Consider the following 23,540-nt stretch of genomic DNA (forward strand, 5'->3'; position numbering starts at 1 on the left):
CTTTATATATCCGCTATTCACCATTGCCATTTATTAAATTTAATTTCCCCCGGTATTACTATTTTGACGCTTTGAGTCGTATTGATGAGATGAACCTATAAAAGATCTGATTAAAACCCGGTTAATGGCCTAAATCAGCGCAGTGACTTTGTTTAGATGAAAATGTGAAATAAGTAACGTTATTAGTAACCACGCTAAGTTTCATGTTATTTCCGTATCGTGTAGAAAGTAGGCAAAAATAAAGTAAATTGCACCAATTTAGTGCATTGCACCAATTTGGTTATAAGGTATGTGACAAATATCAATATGAATCAATGGGTTGTTGGTTTCTTTCATTGTAATGTTTGGTTACACATAAACATGCTTTATCCACGGTATTTTATGAACTTTTTCTTTTGAAGTTTGGATTCATGATGCTAATGTCACATGGCCCCTGATTAGGGGCGCTCATAAAATACTAAATGATAAAGATCACAGCCCAAATCATAAATTGGGCGTGATGGGCAGGTTTTTAATTATAATATCTAGGAAAATAAATGATGAATCGCAGTGTATTAGCCTTAGCTGTTGCCCTTGCGGCAATCACCTCCTTTGCCAACGCGGCTGAAATTTATAATAAGGATGGCAATAAACTTGACCTGTACGGTCGCGTTTCTGCCAAACATGTTTTCAGCGATGACAAATCTGAAGATGGCGACAAGACTTATGTCCGTCTGGGTTTCAAAGGCGAAACGCAAATCAATGACCAACTGACCGGTTACGGCCAGTGGGAATATAACGTCCAGGCCAACCACGACGAAGCGCAGGGTACTGCAGGCACCAAAACCCGTCTGGGCTTTGCCGGTCTGAAGTTCGCCAACTACGGTTCATTCGACTATGGCCGCAACTACGGCGTAGTGTACGACGCGGAAGCCTACACCGACATGCTGCCGGAATTCGGCGGCGATTCTTACAGCTACACCGATAACTATATGACCGCGCGTTCCAACGGCTTGGCGACTTACCGCAACCGTGACTTCTTCGGGTTGGTGGAAGGCCTGAACCTGGCGGTACAGTACCAGGGTAAAAACGACGGTGACGGTCGCAGCGTGACCAAGCAAAACGGTGATGGCTACGGTCTGTCATTGGATTACCAGGATATCGGCGGCTCAGGTATCGGCGTGGCGGCGGCATTCTCTGACTCGAACCGCACCAGCGATCAAAAGAAACTGCAGTACGGCAAAGGCGACAGCGCGACGGCCTGGACTACTGCGGTCAAATACGACGCCAATCAGGTTTACCTGGCGGCTATGTATGCTGAAACCCGTAACATGACGCCAATCAGCGGCAACGGCGTGTCTGGCTTCGCCAACAAAACTCAGAACTTCGAAATGGTCGCTCAATACCAGTTCGAAAACGGTCTGCGTCCATCTCTGGCCTACGTGCAGTCCAAAGGCAAGGATATCGAAGGGCTGGGCGATGTCGATCTGGTGAAATACGTGGAAGTGGGCGCGACTTACTACTTCAACAAAAACATGTACACCTATGTTGATTACAAAATCAACCAGTTGAATGACGACAACAAGCTGAAACTGAGCACTGACGATATCGTCGCGGTTAACCTGACTTATCGTTTCTAAGTTTCAACGCTATTACCTTCATCCTGTGTCGGGATAACGGTATAAAGGCAGAGCGCAAGCTCTGCCTTCTTTATTTGGGGCGCTATCCTTTGGGGGCCAGGCCCATCAGTTCAATCGCAGAGCGCAGGGTGGCAGAGCGCTGCTGATTTTTCTCGTGTTCAATCTCGGTGACCAATTGGGCCAGAATATTATTGCCGGACACTTTCTTATTGAGATTGATCAGTTGGATCACCGCGCCGCCGACCACCAGGCTGACATCGCGTAACAGGGTTTCATAATGTTCGTCTGAGAGAGTAGATACGGGCATGATGCCATCTCCATATCGTTCGGGTGAAGCAATTTAGCAAAATAGCGGCATAAAACATTGTAGATATACCTCTTTCCCGATGAATTCAGAAATTCCTCAGAGGTAAACAGCAGAAAAACCGCGTACTGCCCTACAACGGTGCATATTCGCTGGCCGGCAGCCAGAAACCGTCGATAAAATCTTCTACCGGAAAACACCCTGCGTGGCGCAGATTTTGTTCCTTCATGACGACCAGGCACTGGGGTTCATCGCGCAGCACGTCAACCACGATATCGGCGCAGCCGCCATCCAGATAACAGACAAACATAACCAGTGCGTACATAGCTTCTTGCATCCTCGAGCCAACTCTATCCATATCCTTATTGTAGGTAAAAACGGTGCGTCTTTCAGCGTGGGTATCGATGCAAAGTGATGGATTGGCAATCAAAGAGGGCACTTTCGGATTACTCCAACGGCTAAATGCCACAGGAGCGATGGAATATCCGTTTTGCAGTGCTAAGCTTAACAAGCCTTAAGTGAACGCAACATTGTAACCATCGAAAGGAGTGAATATGGGTTTGTTTAACTTCGTCAAAGAAGCTGGCGAAAAACTGTGGGACACAGTGACCGGCAACGCGACTGCCGAAGATCAAAGCGCCAAACTGAAGGAGCATTTGAATAAAACCGGTCTGCCGGGTACCGATAAGGTCGATGTGCAGGTGGTAGATGGTAAAGCCGTAGTGACCGGAGACGCCGCCAGTCAGGAACTGAAAGAAAAAATCCTGGTGGCGATCGGTAACGTGGCGGGTATCAGCGGCGTGGAAGATAAAGTGTCGGTGGCACAATCTGCAGCTGAGAGCCGTTTCTATACCGTTAAGAAGGGCGACACGTTGAGTGCGGTGTCGAAAGAAGTGTACGGTAACGCCAACCTGTACAACAAGATCTTTGAAGCGAACAAGCCTATGCTATCCAGTCCGGACAAAATTTATCCAGGACAGGTTCTGCGTATTCCTCAGTAAAGAAGAAAAATGTTCAGAAGCCCGATGTGATATCGGGCTTTTTTATCGCTCTGGTTATAAGTTTGACTAATTATTTTTTTGTTTTAATAAAATTTTAGAATGTTTTATGCTTGCCGCCATCTCTGCTCCCGGGGGATATTGACCCTGGCGAGGAAAGTTGATAGCGTTTTGCCAACTATTGAGGTCTGAATGGCGTTGGACGCAGAATCTAAGAAAACCGCAGTAGCGAGTTTTTATCGATCATCCCACCACAATAACGTTTACGCGTGATGAGTTAAGATAGATTTTGTGAAAGAACAACGTAATGCCTCACAAGACAAAAACTACCGTGAAACTCTGGGAGATGCGCAGTTTGCCATCATTGTGCTGGCGATAGCGTCTTGCTCTCTGATCATTTTTACGCTGTCAGTCACCTTATGGCTGACATGACGTCGTTCTAAACAGGAGATAAAATGGAGCACAATCTCCACGACGAAACCAAATTGCTGGCGCTTATTGGCCTGCTGGTTTCCGTGTTGTTGGTCGTATCGATACTCTTTGGTGTGACGTATTTCTCCGATCTGAAGCATGCGCATGACGAAGTTGATGTAAAAGGCTGCTATATCAAGCCATCCTGACAGGCTCCGCCTCCCTGGTTGCATTTAGGCCACTTGCTGTGTGATAAGCTGGCTTCGTCATTAATTCAACCTGTGTGCCGTTCGGAGGCGTTACGATGAGCAACTCCCGTCCCACCCATTCTTCTTCTTCCCGTGATTGCCCAACGGTCGGTGGCGTGCGTCAGATTCAGCGCATTACCGCACGCAATGCCGAAGTCGGCGGTATCCCGATCAACCGTGCCTTACCCACCCGTGAACGTCGTACCGTGGGTGCCTGGTGCTTTCTCGACCATGCCGGACCTTCGGTCTTCAACGGCTCTTCTAAAGGCATGGACGTGGGTCCACACCCGCATATTGGCTTGCAAACCTTTACCTGGATGATTGAAGGGGAGGTGCTGCATCGCGACAGTCTGGGCAGCGAGCAGGTGATTCGCCCGGGCCAGGTCAACCTGATGACGGCGGGGCGAGGTATCGCCCATACCGAGCAGTCAACGGGGGAAGAGCGGCGTTTGCACGCTGCGCAGCTGTGGATTGCTCTGCCGGCCGAGAGTGCCGATATGGCGCCGCGCTTCGATCATTATCCTGACTTGCCGTCCTGGGTACAAAATGGAGTGAGGCATACTTTGTTGGTAGGGGAACTCGAGCAATACCGTTCTCCGGTGTTTACGCTTTCGCCATTAATCGCCATTGATTTGGAGTGGCAGAGCGACGGCTATTTGCCATTACCCTTGCGGGAAGACTTTGAAATAGGTTTTTTGCCCCTTATTGGTGCATTTGAGGTTAATGGTGAAAAATTTTCACCTGATGAGTTCGCCTATTTAGGAATGAACATTAACCAGATCGGGTTAAATGCCACTAAAGGCAGCCGGGCATTATTAATCGGTGGGGCGCCATTAAACGAAGAGATTCTCATTTGGTGGAACTTTGTCGGCCACAGTAAGCAGGATATTACTCGGGCACAACATGACTGGGAGCAGGGGAATAGCCGTTTCCCGGATGTCAGTGGCTATAGTGGCCCGCGCTTGACCGCACCGCGCCTGCCCTGGAGCGATGTTTGATGCACTCTGGCTATAACGGTGGGATGATCTTATTCATTTCTTTCTATTAACGCGGAATTAATGTGATCGAAAGTCCATGTTTTGGATCGAATATAATTTATCTGGTAAATAGTGATCTGGCGCAAATAATTGGTCGGAGCAGTGGATTAAGATATCTATCAAGAAGTGTTGTTATCTAACCGCTAGTCAGAAGCCTGTGAGGTCATTATGAGCCAAGTATTCTATCGTGCAAGATTATCCCATGTTGTTATTGCAACGGCGGCTTTCTGGATCTCAATCGCAGCTATGCTTGTTGTTGCGCTAAGTTAACACTGGGTGATTAGGTAATAGACCCGCTGCGGCGGGTTTTTTTATGTCTGGCTATGCGCAATTTTCTGAATGCGTTTATACTTATTATACCCAACCCTTAATTAACCTTACGAAATGCAATGATAATGCTTTCTAATATTATCGTCTTATTAATAGCCGCGATTCATTTGTATATTTTGATCCTGGAAATGTTCCTTTGGCAAGCGCCGACCGGCAGACGCGTATTCGCCACCACGGCGGAATTTGCGGCTGCAACACGTGTGCTGGCGGCAAACCAGGGGCTGTATAACGGTTTTCTGGCTGCCGGGTTGGTATGGGGCGTTTGGCGTGTTGACCCGGCAGTACAACTGTTTTTCCTTGGTTGCGTGCTGGTAGCGGGCGTCTTCGGTGGCCTGACGGCGAGCCGTAAAATTCTTAAGGTCCAGGCGCTACCCGCGTTGATTGCCATACTGGTGGTTATTTGGGCCCATCATTAACCCGCCGGCAGGTGCGGCGGGAGAGCTGTCAGGCGGTTTTCTGATGAATGATGTGCAACGGAGAGGCGATGTGCAAATCTACGCTTAAATCCTGGCGGAAATCATAAGGCGTGATGTTGAACCGCTTTCTGAACATATAAGTAAAATGTGACTGCGAGCCAAAACCGAAATCCAGCGCAATGTCAAAAATAGTAGCGTCGCTGCTGCGTAATTGGTAAACCGCGCCGGCCAGCCGGCGTTCGCGGATATACTTGCCCAACGAAATCCCGGTCGCTTCTTTGAACAGCTTCTGCATGTGCCACAGGGAGTAGCCGGAGTACTCGGCCAGCTCTTCGAGATGGATCACTCTACCGAGGTGAGTTTCGACCCATTTGCTGAGGGCGCAGACTAATGAGAGGTGATGTTCTTGTATCATCAGTGCGAGTGCGTCTGTGTGAGATCTACATAGCGGTGAAGTATACACAACTTGCCGCCCCGGACAAAAAGCCCGCCGACACCAGGGCGAAATTATTCGGAAAAACCATCATCAGGTGGCTTGTCAGCTGGAAGGAAAAACGGCTACTCTGAGATTGCCCGCTGCCGCTGATACTGAAGTGGTTCAGGCCGCAGGAAATAAACCGCCTAGACAGAGTCAGCCGTAACAACTCAGCGTTGATGGGGTGATCGCATGTTAATGACAGTGATTATTACTCTGGTTGTAATCGTGGGGGTTGCTGCTTTTATGGTGACGCCGGTGATGAGAATGAACAATGCGGAAGGTGTGGGAGGTGAAGAGCCGTGATTTTTGGCCACAATATAACCCGCAATGGGGTATGACAGATGACCGAAAAAGCCTGGATGCCCATCCCCGTCGAGTTTCAAGCTAGCGCGTTTTTGGCTGCAACCTGAAATTCACGGGGGATCGTTCATCCGGGCTTTTTGTTGATCACTTCCCAATCAGACGTTTTTGCGTTCTACGGTTTCTTCGCCCCAGTACAGCTGATCGGCGCTGGTTTTGGCGAAGGCCATTTGCAACGCCTCATCGCTGCCTTCCTCCCAGATTTTTTGCGCCAATATTTCGTCGTTCTTCGCCAGTTCAAAAATCGCTTCGGCAATTTCAACCGACGTTTCACGCACCGTCGCCCAGGATTTCACATTGTGGTTGGCCATCGCACTCTCCCGTTAGGTTAGGGTTTGCAATGCGCTGCCAAGCGCAGCGCTCAAGCCCCAAGTATAGGCCAATTCGGCAGGGCGTTTTGATGGCTAATGCGTATTAGCGCTGAAAATTCAGCGGTAAACGGCCAGGGGGCGGCAAAGCGGCAGGCGGCATGGTATTCTGTGCGGCGTCTGAACTAAGAAGGAAAGTAACCATGTCCGACATGCTGAGCAACGACCAGGAATTGGCTTCCGATCTGGTCGCCTGCCAACTGGTCATCAAACAAATTCTGGATGTCATTGACGTTATCGCACCAACCGAGGTGCGGGACAAAATGGCAAGTCAGTTGAAAAGCATCGATTTTTCCACCCATCCTGCTGGTGCCGACCCGGTGACGCGGCGGGCGATCGAAAAAGCGATTGCATTGATTGAGATGAAATTTACGCGCAATTGATGTGAAACCGCCGTTTGGCGGCGGTTTCGGACGGTGGTGATCAATCCACCACCGTTTCGATCTTTTTGACCAGCGGGCAGTCGGCAACGCCAATCACGCCGTTGTCTCCGTGCAGATACTGCGCAGTCACCACATTACGTGCCGTCAGGTATTTACACTGCAATCCCAGCCCTCCGACGTTTTGATTGCTGCCGATCAGCACGCCGTACCCCGAAAACAGAAATACGCCATACATCACCGCCAGCGCTACGATCCACTTAATCAGCTTACCCATAGTGACTCCTTTTAATTATCGCTATAACGATATAGCCATGAGGCCGAGCAGGGTGCAACGGTAACATTCTGAAAAGTAAACCCAGGTGAGATTTCTAAACGGCGGGTTAAACTTCGTTTAAGTTGGCTGTGATAGGCTGGGTAACCAATTACCAAGATAACAATGAGGCTGCTAAATTTGTTGCGAAAAAAATTCCTCGTGATAATTGCGGCTCTGGCTGCCTGTCTGTTTTTTTACCTGCTGGCGCTGGATAGTTATTGCGATGAGGGGGAAACTTTTGCTCTGGGGATTTGTTCAATCACTCGCTTTGTTCCCTGGTAAGTTGCGCAGCGGGGCGCAACAATTTTCCGCGGAGATGTTCGCGCCCCTGCCCGGAGTGCTAAGATGTCCGCCTGTTTTTAGCAGTAGATAGGGTTGTCCATGTACGATTTAGGTTTTGGTCCAAATGGCCTGGTTTCGCTGGCCATCGCAGCGTTGGCGCTGCTGGTGGGATTATGGGGCTGGTTCCTGGTGAACCGCGCCAGCGTGCGTGCCAATGAACAGATTCGCCTGTTGCAGGAGATCGCCGAGCAGCAGCGCCAGCAAACGGCATTACTGAAGAGCCTGGCGCAAAGCGCCCGCGGCGGCAGCGTGGCGGACGATGACGATCTCAGCCCGGCGCTGGATTTCAAAGGTTTTATCCCCGAACGTTAATCAGATGCCCGCCGGGTGGTGCTCCACGCGCGGTGCCGCCCGCTTCCTCAGAAAAACTCCATCTCCTGATAAGGTTGAACGCGGCATGCTGCCAGACGGCTCGCCAGATCGCCGCTGTGAATTTCTAACCGATGTCCGTCGGGATCGAGAAAGTACAGTGATTCTCCCTCGCTGCGATTGCTTTTCCACTCTTTTACTCCCGCCTGGCGCAGCCGTAATGCCAGGGGCGCAAAATTCTCCGCCGCCACGCTGAAGGCGTAATGGGTATAGTCACCTGGCGCGTTCAGTGCTCGGGAATTGTCCCATGACAGGCACAGCCACAGTTCCCCTAGGGACAGATAGGCGCCATGTTGCCAGCGTGCACGCGGAATGAATCCCAACTGGTGGGTATAGAAATCGAAACTGCGATTGACGTCGCGTACCGCGAGCGTCAGGTGGTTGAGGCCGCTCAACATGGCGATAATTTCCGTGTAAAGAAACAGCTAAAAAGTGTAATCATCCTAATCGGGAATATAAAGTGGTAAAAACATTAGTATGGATAATATGGAAAGCCGCCGTTTTGTCATAAATCTGTCGTATTGGCATCGTAATGTAGCGCCAACCTTACGAAAGATGGATAAAGCCGATGATTAAATGGTATGAAGAAAGCGACGCCGAGGTGAACCGCAGCATTGCGTTGATCACCGGAGAAAATCCGGACAAATGGTATCCTTATGGCGGCGTGAAAGGTAAAGACTATTGCAAGAACCCCTCCGATGCCTGGCCGATTATCTGTGCCAATAAAATCAGTTTGAATGCCGACGATCAAAGCGATAGCCCGCAGTGGCAGGCGCGCATGGTCACCCAGCGTGGTGAGTGGCAAGCGGACAGCAGCAGCCCATTGCGTGCAGCGATGATCTGTTTCCTGCTGAGCCAGCAAACCACCGAAATGGTACGTTGAACCACCAGAAATACTGATGATTTTTCCCTTTTTATGACAACAGAACTGTCTCTGGCGGAGCCTGTTTATGAAGCGCATTATTAAAGGTGATAAAAACTTGTCTCATCTGGTGATTGCCCACGCGGCAATCGATCGTCACGCAGAAAGCTTTGGGCAGCGCCGACAGGGCTGGCCCTCCACTTACCTGATAAAATATCAAAACGATCGCGTGGCGGTGGAAGTGGTCACGCGTAGCCAGTCCTACGTCGCAACGTTGATGATTGGCGCACGCAATCTGACCAAACTGTGCGGTCTCCCCAACTGAATCTCGACCATTCTGGCACCCTTCTTTGCATAAAATAGTTCCCTGGCCTCCGTTGCCGGGGTGCTTCTCCTTGATGCTCCCGGGGTTAAGTGTTAAAAAGCCGCCCGCAGATACATTTATTGATTGGCGAAATCTTGTGCAAAAGCGACGGGATTCAACGCCAGATGAGGATAAGATGGGCGGTCAGCAACAGGATACTCCGCTAAAACGCGGTTTAGAAAACAGACATATACAACTTATCGCCCTTGGGGGCGCCATCGGTACCGGCTTGTTTCTCGGCATCGCGCAGACCATTAAAATGGCCGGCCCTTCCGTACTGCTGGGCTACGCAATCGGTGGCTTTATTGCCTTTCTCATTATGCGTCAACTGGGTGAAATGGTGGTTGAAGAGCCGGTCGCGGGGTCATTTAGCCACTTTGCCTATAAATACTGGGGCGATTTCGCCGGTTTTCTTTCCGGCTGGAATTACTGGGCGATGTTCATCCTGGTCGGCATGGCCGAGTTAACCGCCGTAGGGATTTATATTCAATATTGGTGGCCGGACATCCCGACCTGGGTCTCCGCCGCGGTCTTTTTTGTGCTGATTAATCTGATCAACCTGGTCAACGTGCGCCTGTACGGCGAAACGGAGTTCTGGTTCGCCATCATCAAGGTAGTAGCGATTGTCGGTATGATCGTTTTCGGTGCCTGGCTGTTGGCCAGCGGCAACGGCGGCCCGCAAGCCAGCGTCGGTAACCTGTGGGAGCAGGGCGGCTTTATGCCGCACGGCATCGAAGGGTTGGTGATGGCGATGGCGGTCATCATGTTTTCATTCGGTGGGCTGGAGATGGTCGGCATCACTGCGGCGGAAGCCGCCGATCCGCGCCGCAGCATTCCGAAAGCCACCAACCAGGTGGTGTACCGCATCCTGATTTTTTATATCGGTTCGCTGACCGTGCTGCTTTCTCTCTACCCATGGGACAAGGTGGTGGAAGGCGGCAGCCCGTTCGTGATGATTTTCCACGCGCTGAACAGCAACCTGGTGGCAACCCTTCTTAATGTGGTGGTGCTGACGGCGGCGCTGTCGGTGTATAACAGCGGGGTCTATGCCAACAGCCGCATGCTGTTCGGCCTGGCGACTCAGGGGAATGCGCCGAAGGCATTGACCCGAGTGAATAAGCGCGGCGTGCCGGTGCTGTCCATCGCGCTGTCGGCGCTGGTGACTTCTGTCGGCGTGCTGATCAACTACGTGATGCCCGGCAAGGCGTTTGAGCTGCTGATGGCGCTGGTGGTGTCCACACTGGTGATTAACTGGGTGATGATTTGCCTGGCGCATCTGAAGTTCCGCGCGGCGAAAAACCGCCAAGGGGTGATCCCGAGTTTCAAGGCGCTGTGGTATCCCTTTGGCAACTATCTGTGTCTGGCATTTCTTGGCCTGATTCTGGTGATCATGTATTTCAGCGAGGGGATCCGCATCTCCGTACTTCTGATGCCGGTGTGGATCCTGCTGCTGTGGGTTGGCTTTATGCTGACGCGCCGTAAAGGCGCCAAAGTGCGGTGTTAATCTCTAACGGAGGCGCTTTGCGCGCCTCCGGTTCAGGCTTTAACTACGTGGCATAAAGGCGTTGCCCTGATTGCCGCGACCCAGCCCCAACAGCTTCCTGCACAGCAGGAACAGGGTGGTGACGATATCGATAGCGACTACGCTAAGCATCAACACGCCCAACATGAAAAAACTTACCAGCGCGCCAAATAGCAGCACCAGCGGGGCAGGCACTCTTATCCGCCGGAGTTTCATCGCGGCATACATTTTCCAATATTGCCTCTGGGCCAGCATCGCGCTACGGATACGGCCCATGCGAACACGTGATTTGCGTGATGTAGAACGGCTCATAACTTCTCCTTTTCTGAATGTCCTATAAGTAAATCATAAAGATCTTAAGAGATGCTTAACAGGCTCTTTACGGCCCTGGCATGCTCATAGAGACTGTGACACCACAATATCCGAAAAGGTCCCCCCGAGGTGAGCACGGTTCACAAAGCACACCCATCGACTATCTTGTTATGTTAGCCAATCTGCCCGTGCAGGGTGTCCGCAGTGGTCGGGAGAGCAATTTGAAGAGAATCAATCGTTACTATGATGCCGCGAAAGCGCACCACACCCCGGAGGGGTTTCGCAATCCGGAACCGACTCAGCGTCGGGAAGGGGATTTGCGGCGCTGGCAGAATGAGCGTAAGCAGCAAGGATTGCCCAAACCGCCGCAGTTGGGGTATCAGCAGTTTACCCAGCGTTGGTGGCAGAGCGCCGATCTCAGCGGCAGCGATAACAGCATCTGGTGGCTGGGGCACGCTTCGATGCTGCTGCGCCTGGACGGCCGTTATATCCTGATCGATCCGGTGCTCTCGCAACGCGCATCACCGCTGAGTTTCTACGGCCCCAAGCGCAAGACGCCGCCGCCGTTGACGGTGCAACAACTGCCGGCGGTGGATGCGGTATTAATTTCCCACAACCATTACGACCACCTCGATCGGCGTACCGTGCGTCAACTGGCGCAACGTTTTCCCAATGCGACCTTTATCGTGCCGCTGGGGTTAAAAAGTTGGTTCCGACGTTATCGCCTCAAGCGAGTAGAAGAACTGGACTGGTGGGATAGTTTTTCGTTGGGCGAGTTAACGTTCCATTGCACACCGGCACGTCACTGGAGCATGCGCACCCTGTGGGATCGCAATCGCTCTTTATGGTGCGGCTGGGTTATTCATCATCCGGCGCTCCGCTTCTATTTTTCCGGGGACAGCGGTTATTCCGAGCGGCTGGCGGATATTGGCACGCGTCTGGGGCCGTTTGACGTGGCGGCGTTGCCAATCGGCGCTTATGCACCGCGCTGGTTCATGCAGGAACAACATATGGATCCGCAGCAGTCGGTGACGCTGTATCAGCAATTAAACTCACCGCGGGTTATTCCTATTCATTGGGGGGTTTTTGAATTGGCCGATGAGTCGCTGGATGAACCGCCGCAGCAATTAAATCTGGCGTTGAGTTCAGCCGGAATAGATCAGCATCAGTTCCTGCCAATCAAAATTGGCGAGCGTATTGTGCTTGAACCTAACTCTTAAGCGTTACAGCCCATCTCTCGCGAGCGGTTTTTCAGGCTCAATTGCCTGTAAGGCCGCCCGGTTGCGGGCTGCCGTTGTGCGGGCAAACGACGGAGGGCGCTGAGCCTGATAAGTGGACGTGAATGGCGAGATGCAAAAAGTCAAAATAAATAGGCTCGTGAGCGGGCTTTATCGGCAGCATAAATACCCACTGTCTTTTTAAGATTTAATTCCGCTATGCATTCTCATAGACGCCAGGGTTATTGCCGTTATTTAATCCGCCCATCAACAGGGTATTTATCCGCTTATGCACAATGATGGTGCGTAAATTCCCCCCGTTGCATGCCTATGCACCTTAAAGCGGCATTACCCGTTGTTTTTATGCCGGGGTGTGGCTGCACAGATTGTGTTCATAATAACGAATATAAATAATGAGTATTGGTATTGTTTTGTGTGACGACGGTAGCGTTATCAGACTGGGGGCGGTGCCGGCATTGGGCCATCCAGATGGCGATGCAGTGGTCAGATGAGTCGAGCTGTGAAGACGCCCGTTCATCGATATTCAAATGTTGCATAAGAAATTCCATAAAGATTCAAATTTTTTAACGTTCTAAGCGTCCGGCAGCGGTTATATGTTGCAACGCGTGGCGGCAATCGGATGAAAGAATTGTTAAAATTCAGTCAGGCTGCGGAGTGTAGCGCAGTGTGACCGTTAAGCAGAAAATAGCTAAGGCTTCAACATCTTTTAGCCTATTTAAGCTTCTGTTGCTATCGACCGTTTCAAATATGTGCGACAGGTCCATCAGTGATTAAAAATGGCTTGCCATCGAATACAGAGTATGTGATAACGCATCTGGGTAAAACGAGGTACAGTTCTGTATATGTGTGGCATTTTCAGTAAAGAAGTTCTGAGTAAAGACGTTAGCGTTGAATACCGCTTCTCTGCCGATCCTTATCTTAGTGCCTCAAGCAGTAACGACTCTAGTTTGTCTATGTAACGCCTCCGGGCGGTTTAAACAATCCAAAGGAAATACTCAAGATGGCAAAGATCAAAGGTCAAGTTAAGTGGTTCAACGAGTCTAAAGGTTTCGGTTTCATCACCCCAGCTGACGGCAGCAAAGACGTGTTCGTACACTTCTCTGCAATCCAGGGTAACGGCTTCAAAACCCTGGCTGAAGGCCAGAACGTTGAGTTCGAAATCCAAGATGGCCAGAAAGGCCCATCTGCAGTAAACGTTACTGCTATCTAATCAGCGTCAGCTGTACAAAAAGCCCGCCTCCGTGCGGGCTTTTTCGTGTCTGCGCTCAGCCGGCGATAATAATGCCCGCGTACTGATTGCGGCCGGTAATGCCTGGGTGCCCAGGATCTTGCTCGCGTCGATGGCTGTTGCGGCGATAGCTGGTGTATTTAAAGCGCTGCGGGTGCCGCGAATCGGTATTCGGCGTGCAGATGGTGCAACTCCCGGCGTGATCAACGGCGGCAAACCCCAGCTCGCTGAGTTTGTATTCGGCGATGGCGGCCAGATCCAGGTGGCGATAGCTTGGGCTGATCAAGGCGGCGGGCAGCGGCAACTGCTGTTTAAAGCGTGCAACCAGCTCTTCGTTCACTTCATAGCAGCACGGGCCGGCAGCCGGACCGATGGCGGCCACCCAGTTAGCCGTCGAATCATCGCGGCCGATGCGCGCCGCCAGTTGCTCAAGAATGCCATCCAGCAGGCCGCGCCAACCGGCATGCACGGCGGCAATGGCCGAGCCGTCCTTGCGGCTGAAAATGACCGGCAGGCAGTCTGCCGTCAATACGCTGAGCAGAATGCCGGGTTGGGTAGTGTAAAAACCGTCGGCTTCACCGCAAATTTGGGCCGCCTGATGAATGTCGACGATGCGCGTGCCGTGCACCTGCTTTTTTTCCGGCAGCGTGGCCCGATAAGGTTGCAGGTGCCCGGGCAGCAGGGCACTTTTGTTGCCGAATCCGTGCTGAATGGCCGGAACGGTGCTGAGAAGCGGGGAGTAGTCGGTCATATCACGTCGTTGCCTGCGTCAGAAAACATTACGTCAGTGTAGCCAGCTTTTTTATCCGTTGGCCAGGCCTGCCTTGCATCGCGCGGAAGCCTTCTTTAGACTACCCGCGCCGTATCTCTCTGGAATCCAATCATGTCTTATCAGTGCCCTCTGTGCCACCAGCCGCTTCATTTTTCTCACTTGCAATGGCGTTGCGATGCCAACCATCAGTTTGACTGCGCCAAAGAAGGCTATGTCAATCTGCTGCCGGTGCAGCATAAGCGCTCGAAGCAGCCGGGAGACAGTGCGGAAATGATGCAGGCACGGCGCGCCTTTCTCGACGCCGGGTTTTATCGGCCGTTGCAGCAACGGGTGGCGGAACTGCTGGAACAAGCGCTGGGGGCCGAGGCACAGGCGCTGCTGGATATTGGCTGCGGCGAAGGCTATTACACCGCCGAAGTAGCGGCACGATTGGCACCGCGTGGCATCACCGTTTATGGGCTGGACGTTGCTAAGGTGGCGATCCGCTATGCGGCCAAGCGTTACCCTGCGGTGGCGTTCTGCGTGGCGTCCAGCCACCGGTTACCCTTTGCCGACCGTTCTTTGGACGGGATCCTGCGCATTTATGCGCCGTGCAAAGCCGAAGAACTGGCGCGGGTGGTGAAGCCCGGCGGCGTGGTAGTGACGGTATCGCCCGGTCCGCGTCACCTGTATCAATTGAAAGAACGGGTTTATCAGCAGGTGCAACTGCATGCCGAACCGGATGAGCAGTTTACGGGGTTTGACTGTGAGCTGCTTGAGGCGCTGTCGTACCCGATGACATTGCCGGGCGAACAGGCGGCCAATCTATTGCAAATGACGCCTTTCGCCTGGCGGGCCTCTCCAGAGGTGCAACAGCGCCTGGGTGCCAGTGAATCGTTCGCCTGTGAAACGGACTTCGCCATAGGGCTGTATCGTCGCCAACCGGATTAAGCCACCGGCTATGCCGCTTCGCCATTGACCCTATCGTCCTCCAGATCTGCGCGTTCAACGGCGAGGTGCGTCCAGATCGCCGTGTACGGCGCGATAGGCCTGTCGTTGCTGACGGCTGTTCCATGGGGATTGGCGCTCAGGTTTGCCGTGCGCGCAGGAGCCGGGCAACCGACAGAACGATAGCTAAGGCGATGCGTTGCCAGAAACGAAAAGACCTGCCATAGGCAGGTCTTTTCGCATTCGGCGACAATCAGGCGAGGTAGCCCAAATGCTCCAGCAGAATGTTGATGCCGATACCAATCAGCACCACGCCGCCGATGATCTCTGCGCGTTTGCCCAGTAGCGGCCCGATAAAGCGGCCAATCATCATGCCCAGCGTCGCCATAATCATGGTGGCCATACCGATAGCCATCGCGGTGTGCACAATATTGACCTGCAGGAAGGCCAGGCCGACGCCGATGGCCATGGCATCAAGGCTGGTGGCGATAGCGGTGGCCACCAGCAGCCAGAATCCGTGACGCTTCACTTTTTCCACTTCGTCCGGCCGGTTTCTGATGCCTTCGACAATCATGCGCATGCCGAGAATAAACAACAGCGAGAAGGCTACCCAGTGATCCCACTCCATGATGTATTGGCTGGCGAACAGGCCAATCGCCCAGCCGATGATCGGCGTAATGGCTTCGACCACACCGAAGATAAGTCCGGTACGCAGGGCTTCACGAAAACGGGGTTGATGCAGGCTGGCACCTTTGCCGATCGACGCGGCGAACGCATCCATAGACATGCCAAAAGCGAGAATGAGTGTAGCGGAAAGATTCATGTTAACTAGCCTCGGCCGGGCGGCTCCATATACACGTAACCCACCCCCAACCATACGACGGAGTTACGTGTCTATGGTCTCGCCAACCTTACCTGGCTGCCCGCACCACGTTTCAGAGAACAAAACGAGTATGTTGATACGGGCGTTTCTGGCGTTTTATTGCCCAGAAACCGGCTACTCCCCAATGACGGCGCAACCATACCATAATATTTCTGACGAGGACAACCCTAATTACCTGAGAATATTCTTGTTGGAATTGAGACTTGTTTTCATTAAGGAGTTTAAGAGGGAATATAATGTAGACTGATGCAACAATGTTGCGTTAATAATAAACGGATAAGCGCTGGGTTTGTCGATTAATTATCCATGTACAGCGCGTGTTATCGGCAGAGGTGAAATTTGAAGTTTTATTTGTTCATTGATTTTCAACGAAAAAGTGATAGATCCTCTCCAGGTCATCTAATTGCGTAACCTGAATGAGCAACCGGCGCCGCTCCAGATCTATGACCAGAATACCATCTTCGGATAAATTCATGGCTTTAATGCGGTTATATTCAATGAAGGTATTGGCATAAAAGAAACCCTGCGTTTTAAACAACATCTTTGGCCAGCGAATATAGGAAATGTAGACGGCGATCAGTGCTAAAGAAATAAGCAGGTAGGTGGTCAATATTGCGCCGTTGGTGGTGGCGTTACGGTAAATCAAAATGGCAATCAGCCCGACGAAAATCAGGCCGTCGATCCGGTTACGGCGTTTTAATGGTACCTTAAGCAGCGTTTTGCCCTTCAGCAGGTTCATGCCGACTTCGTCGTAAATCGCATACAGCAGCATCAGCGCGGTAAAAATCAGTAATACGCTATCGGTCAGCGACATCGTTCAACTCCACAAATAAAAAAACCGGGGGTTTCCCCCCGGCCATGACCCGCTTTACAGGCCCAACAGGCCAATCCAGTAACCGAAGATACCGATGGCGAAGAAGCCGATGATAATCCACAGCGCGTTCACTTTTCTGCGCAGCAGCCACATGCAGCCGAAGGTTAGCAGCAGCGGCACCAAACCCGGCATCAACTGATCGAGAATGGTTTGCACCGTGGTCACCGTGGTATGCCCGGTCTGATCGGTGATCTTCGACACCACCAGCGGGATATTCACGTGCGTCCACTTGTTAACCAGTGCTCCCATCACAAACAGGCCGAGAATGGACGCGCCTTCCGTCAGTTTTTGCAGGAAGCCGCCACCCATGTCATTAACGATATCCACCCCTTTGCGGTAACCGTAGGCCACGCCGTAATAGCGGGTCAGCAGGCGCACCAGGTTGAACAAGACAAAGAACAGAATAGGGCCAAGCAGACTGCCGCTCATGGCGATACCGGCACCGAGTGCGGCGAATACCGGCCGTACCGTGCCCCAGAAGATCGGGTCGCCCACCCCGGCCAGCGGCCCCATCAAACCGACCTTGATGCCGTTGATGGCCGCGTCGTCGATCGGTGCGCCGTTGGCGCGTTGTTCTTCCATCGCCATGGTAACGCCAAGCACCGGCGCCGCCACGTAAGGGTGGGTGTTGAAGAATTCCAGGTGGCGTTTGATCGCCTGTTTGCGGTCGTCGTTATTTTCCGGATACAGGCGACGGATCACCGGTACCATAGAGAAGCAAAAACCCAGCGCCTGCATGCGTTCGAAGTTCCATGAGCCCTGGAACAGGTTCGAACGCAGGAACACACCGCGAATATCGGCCGGCGTGAGTTTCTTTTGAGCTGTTGTATCAACCATTTCTCTCACCTATTCCTAGTCGAGTTCGTTATCGAGATCGTTGGCATTAGCCGGACCAGCCTGTACAACCTGAGACTTGTTGTATTTCGGACTGAGCTGGATATAAAGCACGGCCATCACCACGCCGATGACGCCGAGCGCCACCAGATTGAAGTTGGTGAAGGCGGCGGTAACGAAGCCGAGGTAGAAGAAGGGCATCAGGTAACCGGCGCGCATCATGTTGATCACCATGGCGTAGCCGACCACCACGATCATCCCGCCGGCGATGTTCAGGCCGCTGGTAACGACTTCCGGGATCGAGTTAAGCAGAGCGTGAACGCCTGCGGTGCCCACCGAGATCGCCACGATAACCGCCGGGATGGCGATACGCATCGCCTGCAACAGCAGGGCGGAGATGTGGATCCAGGTGATGGCACGCAAACTGCCGCGTTCTGCCGCGCTGTCTGCCGCGTGCTGGAAGGCCACGGTCAGCGTACGCACTATGATGGTCAGCACTTGCCCGGCCGCCGCCAGCGGTATGGCCAGCGCGATACCGGCACCGACGCTCTGGCCGCCGGCAATAACCAGAATGGTGGAAATGATGGAAGCCAACGCCGCATCTGGCGCGACCGCGGCACCGATATTCATCCAGCCCAGGGCGATCATCTCCAGCGTGCCGCCGATGATGATGCCGGTTTTCATATCACCGAGAATAAAGCCAATCAGGGTACAGGCGACCAGCGGACGGTGGAACTGGAACTCGTCGAGAACGGATCCCATCCCGGCGATACAGGCAACGATAAATATCAGCACAATCTGAAGAGTGGTAATCTCCATTGCACTTCTCCTATGACCAAAGAGCTCTGAGTAAAATAATTATTGGCTGTCGCCATTAATTGAGTTTGTTAATCAGGTCCATCATTTTTAATCGGCTGTCGGACGAGACTTTGCGAACTTCCAGTTCAATACCGCGATCGTTTAATTTCTTAAACGCTTCGATATCCTTTTCGTCGACCGACACGGCGTTGTTGACCTGGGTTTTCCCCTGGCGAAACGCCATGCCGCCGATATTCACCGATTTGATATCCACGCCGGCCTCAACCAGGCGCCAAACGTCGGTCGGGTTGGTGAACAGCAGCATCACGCGGTCACCGGCGTATTTCGGGTTGTTCCATACGCGGATGGCTTTCGCCACGTCGACCACGTGCGCGGTAACGCCCGGCGGAGCCACTTGGGTCAGTAAGGTTTTGCGGACATGATCGGCGGCCACTTCGTCGCTGATAACGATGATGCGGCTGACGTTGGTTTCCTTGGTCCAACGGGTGGCAACCTGGCCGTGGATCAGGCGGTCATCGATGCGCGCCAGGCCGATCTTCATATGGTCATTGGGGCCAAGCGGTGCCTGCGGTGCGGCGGGTTTGGCGGCGGGGGAGTTTTGTGGTGCCGCGGGCTTAACACTCTCTTCTTCCGGTTTTTTCAGCGCCTTAACGCCTTCACGGCCGGTTTCCAACGCCAGAGCGACCAATTCGTCGAAGCCTGGGTTATCGTCCCGCGCCATGAACGTTTCCACCAGCATGGGAATGTTAACCCCGGTGACGACCTCATGATTTTCTTTATCGACGGCAATGCGACTGGCCGCGTTGAATGGGCTGCCGCCCCAGGTATCCACCAGGAACAAGACGCCACCGCTGGTGTCTAGCTCGCTGATTTTCAGGTTATATTTTTCGATTAACGTTTCGGCATTTTCACCGGGGACAAAGTCTATAAAAGCGACGTTATCTTGTTCGCCCAATAGCATTTCCGTCGTCTTCAGCAATTGTTCCGCTGCGGTCCCGTGTGTGCCGATGATAATAGCTATTGCCACTCGCTACCTCCTCATTAAACTTCATACCCGTCATCTTTCAAGCCGCCGCGTTGTTGGCTGCAACCTGAAAGCTAAAGGGTATATGCACGGATTGTGTCGTTCTTGATTTCCTTTCTGGCAGTCACTTTTGCGCTTCAAATACATTATGGTAGAAAATTAAAAACGCGGGCTTAACATTTCTCGCGCAGTTTCAAAAGCCTGTGCGCGTTAATTCACATTGACGTCATTTATTTTAGTGAGTGAAAAAATAAATTTTGTGACGTTGCTCCGTTATTGAGCGCTCGGACAACTCTTAAGGCGATGTTTGCGGAATTAAACAACAGACCTGTTACAAGACGATGCTGAAGGTAAAAAAGCTTCTTTGCCGTAAAAAAAATTCCTGCTAGAGTATTTCCTCTTTCATATTTAGGAGTGAAGGGCCTCAGCCCACCCTATGGACTGTCACCGAAGTTACTGTTTTTCAAGGTTCCACCCGCCACCTGCTGGCGTAACACAAGTCACACGGCCGTTCGGCCATCCCCCGGTACTGCAATCCCGTTATCTTGCCGTTGTTGTCTGTGCGCACTCTGCGCCGGCATCGTCGCGCCTGAGCACCGCTCGGCAATCCTGTCTTTTTTCCGGAGTCTGATATGGAATTTTTAATGGACCCCTCGATTTGGGCTGGGTTACTTACGTTGGTGGTATTGGAAATTGTACTGGGCATCGACAACCTGGTGTTTATCGCCATTCTGGCCGATAAGCTGCCGCCAAAGCAGCGCGACAAAGCGCGTATATTGGGTTTGTCGCTGGCGCTGTTTATGCGTCTGGGCCTGTTGTCGGTCATTTCCTGGATGGTTACGCTGACTACGCCGTTGTTCAGCGTGGCGGATTTCAACTTCTCCGGCCGTGATCTGATCTTGCTGTTCGGCGGTGTCTTCCTGTTGTTCAAAGCCACCATGGAATTGCATGAACGGCTGGAAGGTCAGACGCACCAGGACGGCGCCAACCGCGGCTACGCCAAGTTCTGGGCGGTTGTGGTGCAGATTGTGATCCTTGACGCCGTGTTCTCGCTTGATGCGGTGATTACCGCCGTGGGGATGGTGAACGACCTGCCGGTAATGATGACTGCGGTGGTGATCGCCATGGTGGTGATGTTGGTGGCGTCAAAACCGCTGACTAACTTCGTGAACGCACACCCTACCATTGTGGTGCTGTGCCTGAGTTTCCTGTTGATGATCGGCCTGAGCCTGATCGCCGAAGGCTTTGGCATGCATATTCCTAAAGGTTACCTGTACGCGGCGATTGGCTTCTCGATCCTGATCGAGTTGTTTAACCAGATTGCTCGTCGTAATTTTATGAAACACCAAGCGCATCGCCCGATGCGCGAGCGGACCGCCGAGGCGATCATGCGCCTGATGGGTCAACAGCGTTCACTGCAGACGGATGAAGCCGCACCCCAACCGGTGAATGAGACCTTTGCGGCAGAAGAGCGCTACATGATCAGCGGCGTGTTGACGCTGGCTTCGCGTTCCCTGCGCAGCGTAATGACGCCGCGCACCGAAATTTCGTGGGTAGATTGCGATCGCTCTCGTGAAGAGGTGCGCGAACAACTGCTGGATACGCCGCACAGTCTGTTCCCGGTTTGTCGTGACTCGCTGGACGAGATTATCGGTGTGGTGCGCGCCAAGGATCTGCTGGTGGCGGTGGAACAGGGCGAGAATATCGCCGAGTTTGCCGCACGCACGCCGCCGATAGTGGTGCCGGAAACCATGGACGTGATTAACCTGCTGGCGGTGTTGCGCCGGGCCAAAGGGCGCTTGGTGGTGGTGACCAATGAGTTTGGCGTGGTACAGGGGCTGGTAACGCCGCTGGACGTGCTGGAGGCCATCGCCGGCGAATTCCCGGATGAGGATGAGACGCCGGATATCGTAGTGGAGGAGGCGAGTTGGCTGGCGAAGGGTGGCACCGATCTGCACTCGTTGGAGCAGGCGTTGAACTGCGAAGATCTGGTCAGCCCGACGGCGGATTACGCCACATTGGCGGGCTTCCTGCTTTCTCATTACGGCCAGATGCCGGCGGTGGGGGATGTCGTGGAGTTAAATCAGCTGCGCTTCGAAATTATTGAAGTATCGGAGTACCGCATCGAGCTGGTGCGTATCAGTAAAGCGACGCCTCACGACGAGGAACAGCAGTAACATGACGAACCGGGGGCATCACGCCTCCGGTTTGCTTTCCCCCGCGTTTTGCCGCTCCTCGCGCACATTCACCGCTCGCAACCGCGATTCATATTGCTGTAACCACAGCGGAAATACGTTGATTGGCATCGGTTTGGCGAAATAGAAACCCTGCAGCGCGTTCACGTCGCGTGAGCGTAGATAATCCGCCTGTTCAGCGGTTTCCACCCCTTCGGCCACCAGCTTTAGCTTCAACCGGTGCGCCAAAGTAATGATGGTATCGGTGACGGTCGCGTTGATCGCATCGGTACCGATGGCGGCGGTAAAGCCGCGATCGATTTTCAACACGTCGGGGCTGAGCTTTTTCAGGTAGCTGAGCGAGCTGTGGCCGGTGCCGAAATCGTCGATGGCCAGCATGATCCCCATTTCTTTCAGCGTTTTGATTTGTTCATACTGAATTTCAGACAGAGCGGTGCGTTCGGTAAGTTCCAGCATTAACGAGGGCATCGGCTGGGCCGGCAGCCAGATACGTCGAATATCGTCGATGAGGGTGACCGCATTGAAATGCTCTGCGGCGACATTAATGCTGATATAAAACGACGGGCGGGGCGGGAACAGCCGCAGGTTTTCCACCACGGTGGTCATCAGGTAGCGGGTCAGGGCGATGATCAACCCATGTTGCTCCGCGAGAGGGATAAATACGTCCGGCGAGATCCAGCCCTGGCGTTTGTTTTTCCAGCGCAGCAGGGTTTCCACACCGATGCAGCGGCCCGTTTCGGCGTTGATGATCGGCTGACAGTAAACGCGGAATTCGCGGTGGGTAATGGCATGGCCAATATGATAGGACAGGCTCATGCGATTGGCGGTGAGCAGGTACACGACATAGGCCGCCAGCAGGCTGATCAGCAACGCCAACGGGATATGGCGCGGCAGCGCAGCCAGGGCGAGCCGACTGGCTTGCGGGCCAAACAGCGAGATGGAGAAAGGGTATTGCGCTGATTTTGCGGTATAGAGAAGACCGCTGGTCAGTGAATCGCTGCGCAGGATCTCCCGTCGACCATATTCCAGGCTGTAGTCGCCGACGTTCAGCACCACCCGCTGTGCGTAAGGTTCTTGCGGTTCCAGCAGGAAATTGGCCAACAGCTCAATATTGAATACGTGCAGCACGCCGTTCAGGTTGTTATCGGCCGCTCCCGGCGTCCACATGATCAGCGTTGGCACCCCTTTGGCGACAGAAAGAGAAGGGCGCAGCGCCAACTTCGCGCTGCCGTCCGCCAGGGTGGGCAAGATAGCGCTGAAAACATAGTTCCGCACGCCGAACAGGCTGGAACAGTAAATAATCCCCTCTTTGACCAACAGCATGGCCCGCAGCGCCTGATTTTGCGCAGCGCGGAAGCGCAGCGTCGGCATGACGGTCTCGCAGGGTGGGTCCAGCAAGGGCATGGAGCGCATGGCCTGCTGCTCGGCCGGTGCCAGCAGATTGTTGATTTTGGCGACAGTACGGGTGGCCAATACCCGTTGGCTTTGCTCGATGATACCGAGTTCCTGATAGTAGCGGGTGTACAGCGAGAGCAGCAGAATAGCCAACCCAACCACCCCGGCCAGCAGCCAACGGTAATAGCGGTATTTAGTCACGGCAAGTTGGGTCATCAACATCGGTAAATCCTTGTTCGGTAAGCTAGCCAAGAATCCTCGTCAGGCCAAATTGCCATGGAATGATACTCGGCTAATTCTAGCTTGTCGTTATAC

31 protein-coding genes and 1 riboswitch are annotated in these 23,540 nt (G+C 53.0%); of the genes, 17 read left to right on the top strand and 14 right to left on the bottom strand.

The genetic code is table 11. The annotated features are described in order from the left end of the window. Positions 1-536 precede the first annotated feature (536 nt). Positions 537-1,619, top strand: a complete 1,083-nt coding sequence (gene ompC, locus V2S86_RS05150; protein WP_330761525.1) for a porin OmpC — start codon at positions 537-539, stop codon at positions 1,617-1,619. An 82-nt stretch (positions 1,620-1,701) separates the two neighbouring features. Here ompC and V2S86_RS05155 read toward each other — a convergent pair whose 3' ends face one another. Both V2S86_RS05155 and V2S86_RS05160 read right to left on the bottom strand, forming a co-directional pair. After that, on the bottom strand, positions 1,702-1,926 hold the full coding sequence (locus V2S86_RS05155) for a biofilm development regulator YmgB/AriR family protein (protein ID WP_006321579.1): 225 nt from the start codon (positions 1,924-1,926) through the stop codon (positions 1,702-1,704). A 130-nt stretch (positions 1,927-2,056) separates the two neighbouring features. Next, positions 2,057-2,248, bottom strand: coding sequence for a YebW family protein (locus V2S86_RS05160; RefSeq protein ID WP_006321580.1), 192 nt, complete (start codon positions 2,246-2,248; stop codon positions 2,057-2,059). 229 nt (positions 2,249-2,477) lie between these two features. Between V2S86_RS05160 and lysM the strand changes: the two genes are divergently transcribed. The 5 genes from lysM (at position 2,478) to V2S86_RS05185 (ending at position 5,363) form a co-directional block, all read left to right on the top strand. After that, on the top strand, positions 2,478-2,924 hold the full coding sequence (gene lysM / locus V2S86_RS05165; protein ID WP_119804153.1) for a peptidoglycan-binding protein LysM: 447 nt from the start codon (positions 2,478-2,480) through the stop codon (positions 2,922-2,924). A gap of 288 nt (positions 2,925-3,212) precedes the next feature. Next, the gene (locus V2S86_RS05170; RefSeq protein WP_004945701.1) at positions 3,213-3,353 is read left to right on the top strand and encodes a hypothetical protein; all 141 of its coding nucleotides are present in this window, start codon (positions 3,213-3,215) and stop codon (positions 3,351-3,353) included. Positions 3,354-3,376: 23 nt separating this feature from the next. Then, positions 3,377-3,541: a hypothetical protein gene (locus V2S86_RS05175; RefSeq protein ID WP_330761526.1), complete on the top strand. Its 165-nt coding sequence runs from the start codon at positions 3,377-3,379 to the stop codon at positions 3,539-3,541. A 95-nt stretch (positions 3,542-3,636) separates the two neighbouring features. After that, on the top strand, positions 3,637-4,578 hold the full coding sequence (locus V2S86_RS05180; protein ID WP_330761527.1) for a pirin family protein: 942 nt from the start codon (positions 3,637-3,639) through the stop codon (positions 4,576-4,578). Between the two features lie 434 nt (positions 4,579-5,012). After that, entirely contained in the window at positions 5,013-5,363 is a 351-nt protein-coding gene (locus V2S86_RS05185; protein ID WP_330761528.1) for a DUF1304 domain-containing protein, read from the top strand. A gap of 28 nt (positions 5,364-5,391) precedes the next feature. Here V2S86_RS05185 and V2S86_RS05190 read toward each other — a convergent pair whose 3' ends face one another. Both V2S86_RS05190 and V2S86_RS05195 read right to left on the bottom strand, forming a co-directional pair. Next, positions 5,392-5,778, bottom strand: coding sequence for a helix-turn-helix domain-containing protein (locus V2S86_RS05190; protein WP_330761529.1), 387 nt, complete (start codon positions 5,776-5,778; stop codon positions 5,392-5,394). A gap of 521 nt (positions 5,779-6,299) precedes the next feature. Further along, positions 6,300-6,512: a YccJ family protein gene (locus V2S86_RS05195; RefSeq protein WP_006321586.1), complete on the bottom strand. Its 213-nt coding sequence runs from the start codon at positions 6,510-6,512 to the stop codon at positions 6,300-6,302. 200 nt (positions 6,513-6,712) lie between these two features. Between V2S86_RS05195 and V2S86_RS05200 the strand changes: the two genes are divergently transcribed. Continuing rightward, positions 6,713-6,952 (top strand): DUF2766 family protein, encoded by a 240-nt coding sequence (locus V2S86_RS05200; protein WP_004945684.1) that lies wholly within the window; start codon positions 6,713-6,715, stop codon positions 6,950-6,952. Between the two features lie 40 nt (positions 6,953-6,992). Here the strand turns inward: V2S86_RS05200 and V2S86_RS05205 are convergent, their stop codons facing one another. Then, complete coding sequence (locus V2S86_RS05205; RefSeq protein WP_330761530.1) at positions 6,993-7,226, bottom strand: YobH family protein; 234 nt, start codon at positions 7,224-7,226, stop codon at positions 6,993-6,995. A gap of 162 nt (positions 7,227-7,388) precedes the next feature. Here V2S86_RS05205 and V2S86_RS05210 point away from each other — a divergent pair, with 162 nt between their 5' ends. After that, a complete protein-coding gene (locus tag V2S86_RS05210) occupies positions 7,389-7,547 on the top strand; it encodes a PhoP/PhoQ regulator MgrB (RefSeq protein ID WP_071919913.1) in 159 nt (52 codons plus the stop codon). A gap of 99 nt (positions 7,548-7,646) precedes the next feature. After that, positions 7,647-7,919, top strand: coding sequence for a YebO family protein (locus tag V2S86_RS05215; protein WP_330761531.1), 273 nt, complete (start codon positions 7,647-7,649; stop codon positions 7,917-7,919). Positions 7,920-7,966: 47 nt separating this feature from the next. Here the strand turns inward: V2S86_RS05215 and fos are convergent, their stop codons facing one another. Beyond that, positions 7,967-8,374 (bottom strand): fosfomycin resistance glutathione transferase, encoded by a 408-nt coding sequence (fos, locus tag V2S86_RS05220; RefSeq protein WP_330761532.1) that lies wholly within the window; start codon positions 8,372-8,374, stop codon positions 7,967-7,969. Positions 8,375-8,544: 170 nt separating this feature from the next. On the opposite strand from fos, the gene V2S86_RS05225 reads away from it, so the two are divergent. The 3 genes from V2S86_RS05225 to V2S86_RS05235 all read left to right on the top strand — a co-directional run bounded on the left by V2S86_RS05225 (position 8,545) and on the right by V2S86_RS05235 (position 10,706). Continuing rightward, positions 8,545-8,859, top strand: a complete 315-nt coding sequence (locus V2S86_RS05225) for a phage protein NinX family protein (protein ID WP_330761533.1) — start codon at positions 8,545-8,547, stop codon at positions 8,857-8,859. Positions 8,860-8,926: 67 nt separating this feature from the next. Next, complete coding sequence (locus V2S86_RS05230; RefSeq protein ID WP_006321600.1) at positions 8,927-9,163, top strand: DUF4060 family protein; 237 nt, start codon at positions 8,927-8,929, stop codon at positions 9,161-9,163. A 175-nt stretch (positions 9,164-9,338) separates the two neighbouring features. Further along, positions 9,339-10,706, top strand: a complete 1,368-nt coding sequence (locus V2S86_RS05235) for an amino acid permease (RefSeq protein ID WP_330761534.1) — start codon at positions 9,339-9,341, stop codon at positions 10,704-10,706. Positions 10,707-10,745: 39 nt separating this feature from the next. Here V2S86_RS05235 and V2S86_RS05240 read toward each other — a convergent pair whose 3' ends face one another. Continuing rightward, on the bottom strand, positions 10,746-11,036 hold the full coding sequence (locus V2S86_RS05240; RefSeq protein ID WP_330761535.1) for a hypothetical protein: 291 nt from the start codon (positions 11,034-11,036) through the stop codon (positions 10,746-10,748). A gap of 221 nt (positions 11,037-11,257) precedes the next feature. Between V2S86_RS05240 and V2S86_RS05245 the strand changes: the two genes are divergently transcribed. The 3 genes from V2S86_RS05245 (at position 11,258) to cspE (ending at position 13,484) form a co-directional block, all read left to right on the top strand. Further along, complete coding sequence (locus tag V2S86_RS05245) at positions 11,258-12,256, top strand: MBL fold metallo-hydrolase (RefSeq protein ID WP_330761536.1); 999 nt, start codon at positions 11,258-11,260, stop codon at positions 12,254-12,256. An 860-nt stretch (positions 12,257-13,116) separates the two neighbouring features. Then, on the top strand, positions 13,117-13,233 hold the full coding sequence (locus tag V2S86_RS05250; protein WP_002211058.1) for a DUF2627 domain-containing protein: 117 nt from the start codon (positions 13,117-13,119) through the stop codon (positions 13,231-13,233). A gap of 41 nt (positions 13,234-13,274) precedes the next feature. Next, complete coding sequence (gene cspE / locus V2S86_RS05255) at positions 13,275-13,484, top strand: transcription antiterminator/RNA stability regulator CspE (RefSeq protein WP_002221949.1); 210 nt, start codon at positions 13,275-13,277, stop codon at positions 13,482-13,484. 55 nt (positions 13,485-13,539) lie between these two features. Here the strand turns inward: cspE and pgeF are convergent, their stop codons facing one another. Then, positions 13,540-14,253, bottom strand: coding sequence for a peptidoglycan editing factor PgeF (gene pgeF, locus V2S86_RS05260; protein WP_330761537.1), 714 nt, complete (start codon positions 14,251-14,253; stop codon positions 13,540-13,542). Between the two features lie 132 nt (positions 14,254-14,385). On the opposite strand from pgeF, the gene rlmA reads away from it, so the two are divergent. Continuing rightward, the gene (gene rlmA, locus V2S86_RS05265; protein WP_330761538.1) at positions 14,386-15,204 is read left to right on the top strand and encodes a 23S rRNA (guanine(745)-N(1))-methyltransferase; all 819 of its coding nucleotides are present in this window, start codon (positions 14,386-14,388) and stop codon (positions 15,202-15,204) included. A gap of 250 nt (positions 15,205-15,454) precedes the next feature. On the opposite strand, the gene mntP is transcribed toward rlmA, so the two are convergent. From mntP to manX, 5 genes are all read right to left on the bottom strand, one after another. Beyond that, positions 15,455-16,024, bottom strand: coding sequence for a manganese efflux pump MntP (gene mntP, locus V2S86_RS05270; protein ID WP_330761539.1), 570 nt, complete (start codon positions 16,022-16,024; stop codon positions 15,455-15,457). 11 nt (positions 16,025-16,035) lie between these two features. Continuing rightward, positions 16,036-16,219, bottom strand: a riboswitch (yybP-ykoY riboswitch). Positions 16,220-16,439: 220 nt separating this feature from the next. Next, positions 16,440-16,898 (bottom strand): DUF986 family protein, encoded by a 459-nt coding sequence (locus tag V2S86_RS05275; protein ID WP_330761540.1) that lies wholly within the window; start codon positions 16,896-16,898, stop codon positions 16,440-16,442. A 54-nt stretch (positions 16,899-16,952) separates the two neighbouring features. Further along, positions 16,953-17,795, bottom strand: a complete 843-nt coding sequence (locus V2S86_RS05280; RefSeq protein WP_004945644.1) for a PTS mannose transporter subunit IID — start codon at positions 17,793-17,795, stop codon at positions 16,953-16,955. Positions 17,796-17,810: 15 nt separating this feature from the next. Beyond that, positions 17,811-18,611, bottom strand: coding sequence for a PTS mannose/fructose/sorbose transporter subunit IIC (locus tag V2S86_RS05285; RefSeq protein WP_004945641.1), 801 nt, complete (start codon positions 18,609-18,611; stop codon positions 17,811-17,813). A gap of 55 nt (positions 18,612-18,666) precedes the next feature. Continuing rightward, the gene (manX, locus tag V2S86_RS05290) at positions 18,667-19,638 is read right to left on the bottom strand and encodes a PTS mannose transporter subunit IIAB (RefSeq protein ID WP_330761541.1); all 972 of its coding nucleotides are present in this window, start codon (positions 19,636-19,638) and stop codon (positions 18,667-18,669) included. Between the two features lie 629 nt (positions 19,639-20,267). Between manX and V2S86_RS05295 the strand changes: the two genes are divergently transcribed. After that, entirely contained in the window at positions 20,268-21,812 is a 1,545-nt protein-coding gene (locus tag V2S86_RS05295) for a TerC family protein (RefSeq protein WP_330761542.1), read from the top strand. 18 nt (positions 21,813-21,830) lie between these two features. Here V2S86_RS05295 and V2S86_RS05300 read toward each other — a convergent pair whose 3' ends face one another. Further along, complete coding sequence (locus V2S86_RS05300; protein ID WP_330761543.1) at positions 21,831-23,447, bottom strand: EAL domain-containing protein; 1,617 nt, start codon at positions 23,445-23,447, stop codon at positions 21,831-21,833. Positions 23,448-23,540: the final 93 nt, after the last annotated feature.

This window comes from Serratia sp. C2(1), assembly GCF_036352655.1.
Classification (GTDB): domain Bacteria; phylum Pseudomonadota; class Gammaproteobacteria; order Enterobacterales; family Enterobacteriaceae; genus Serratia; species Serratia inhibens.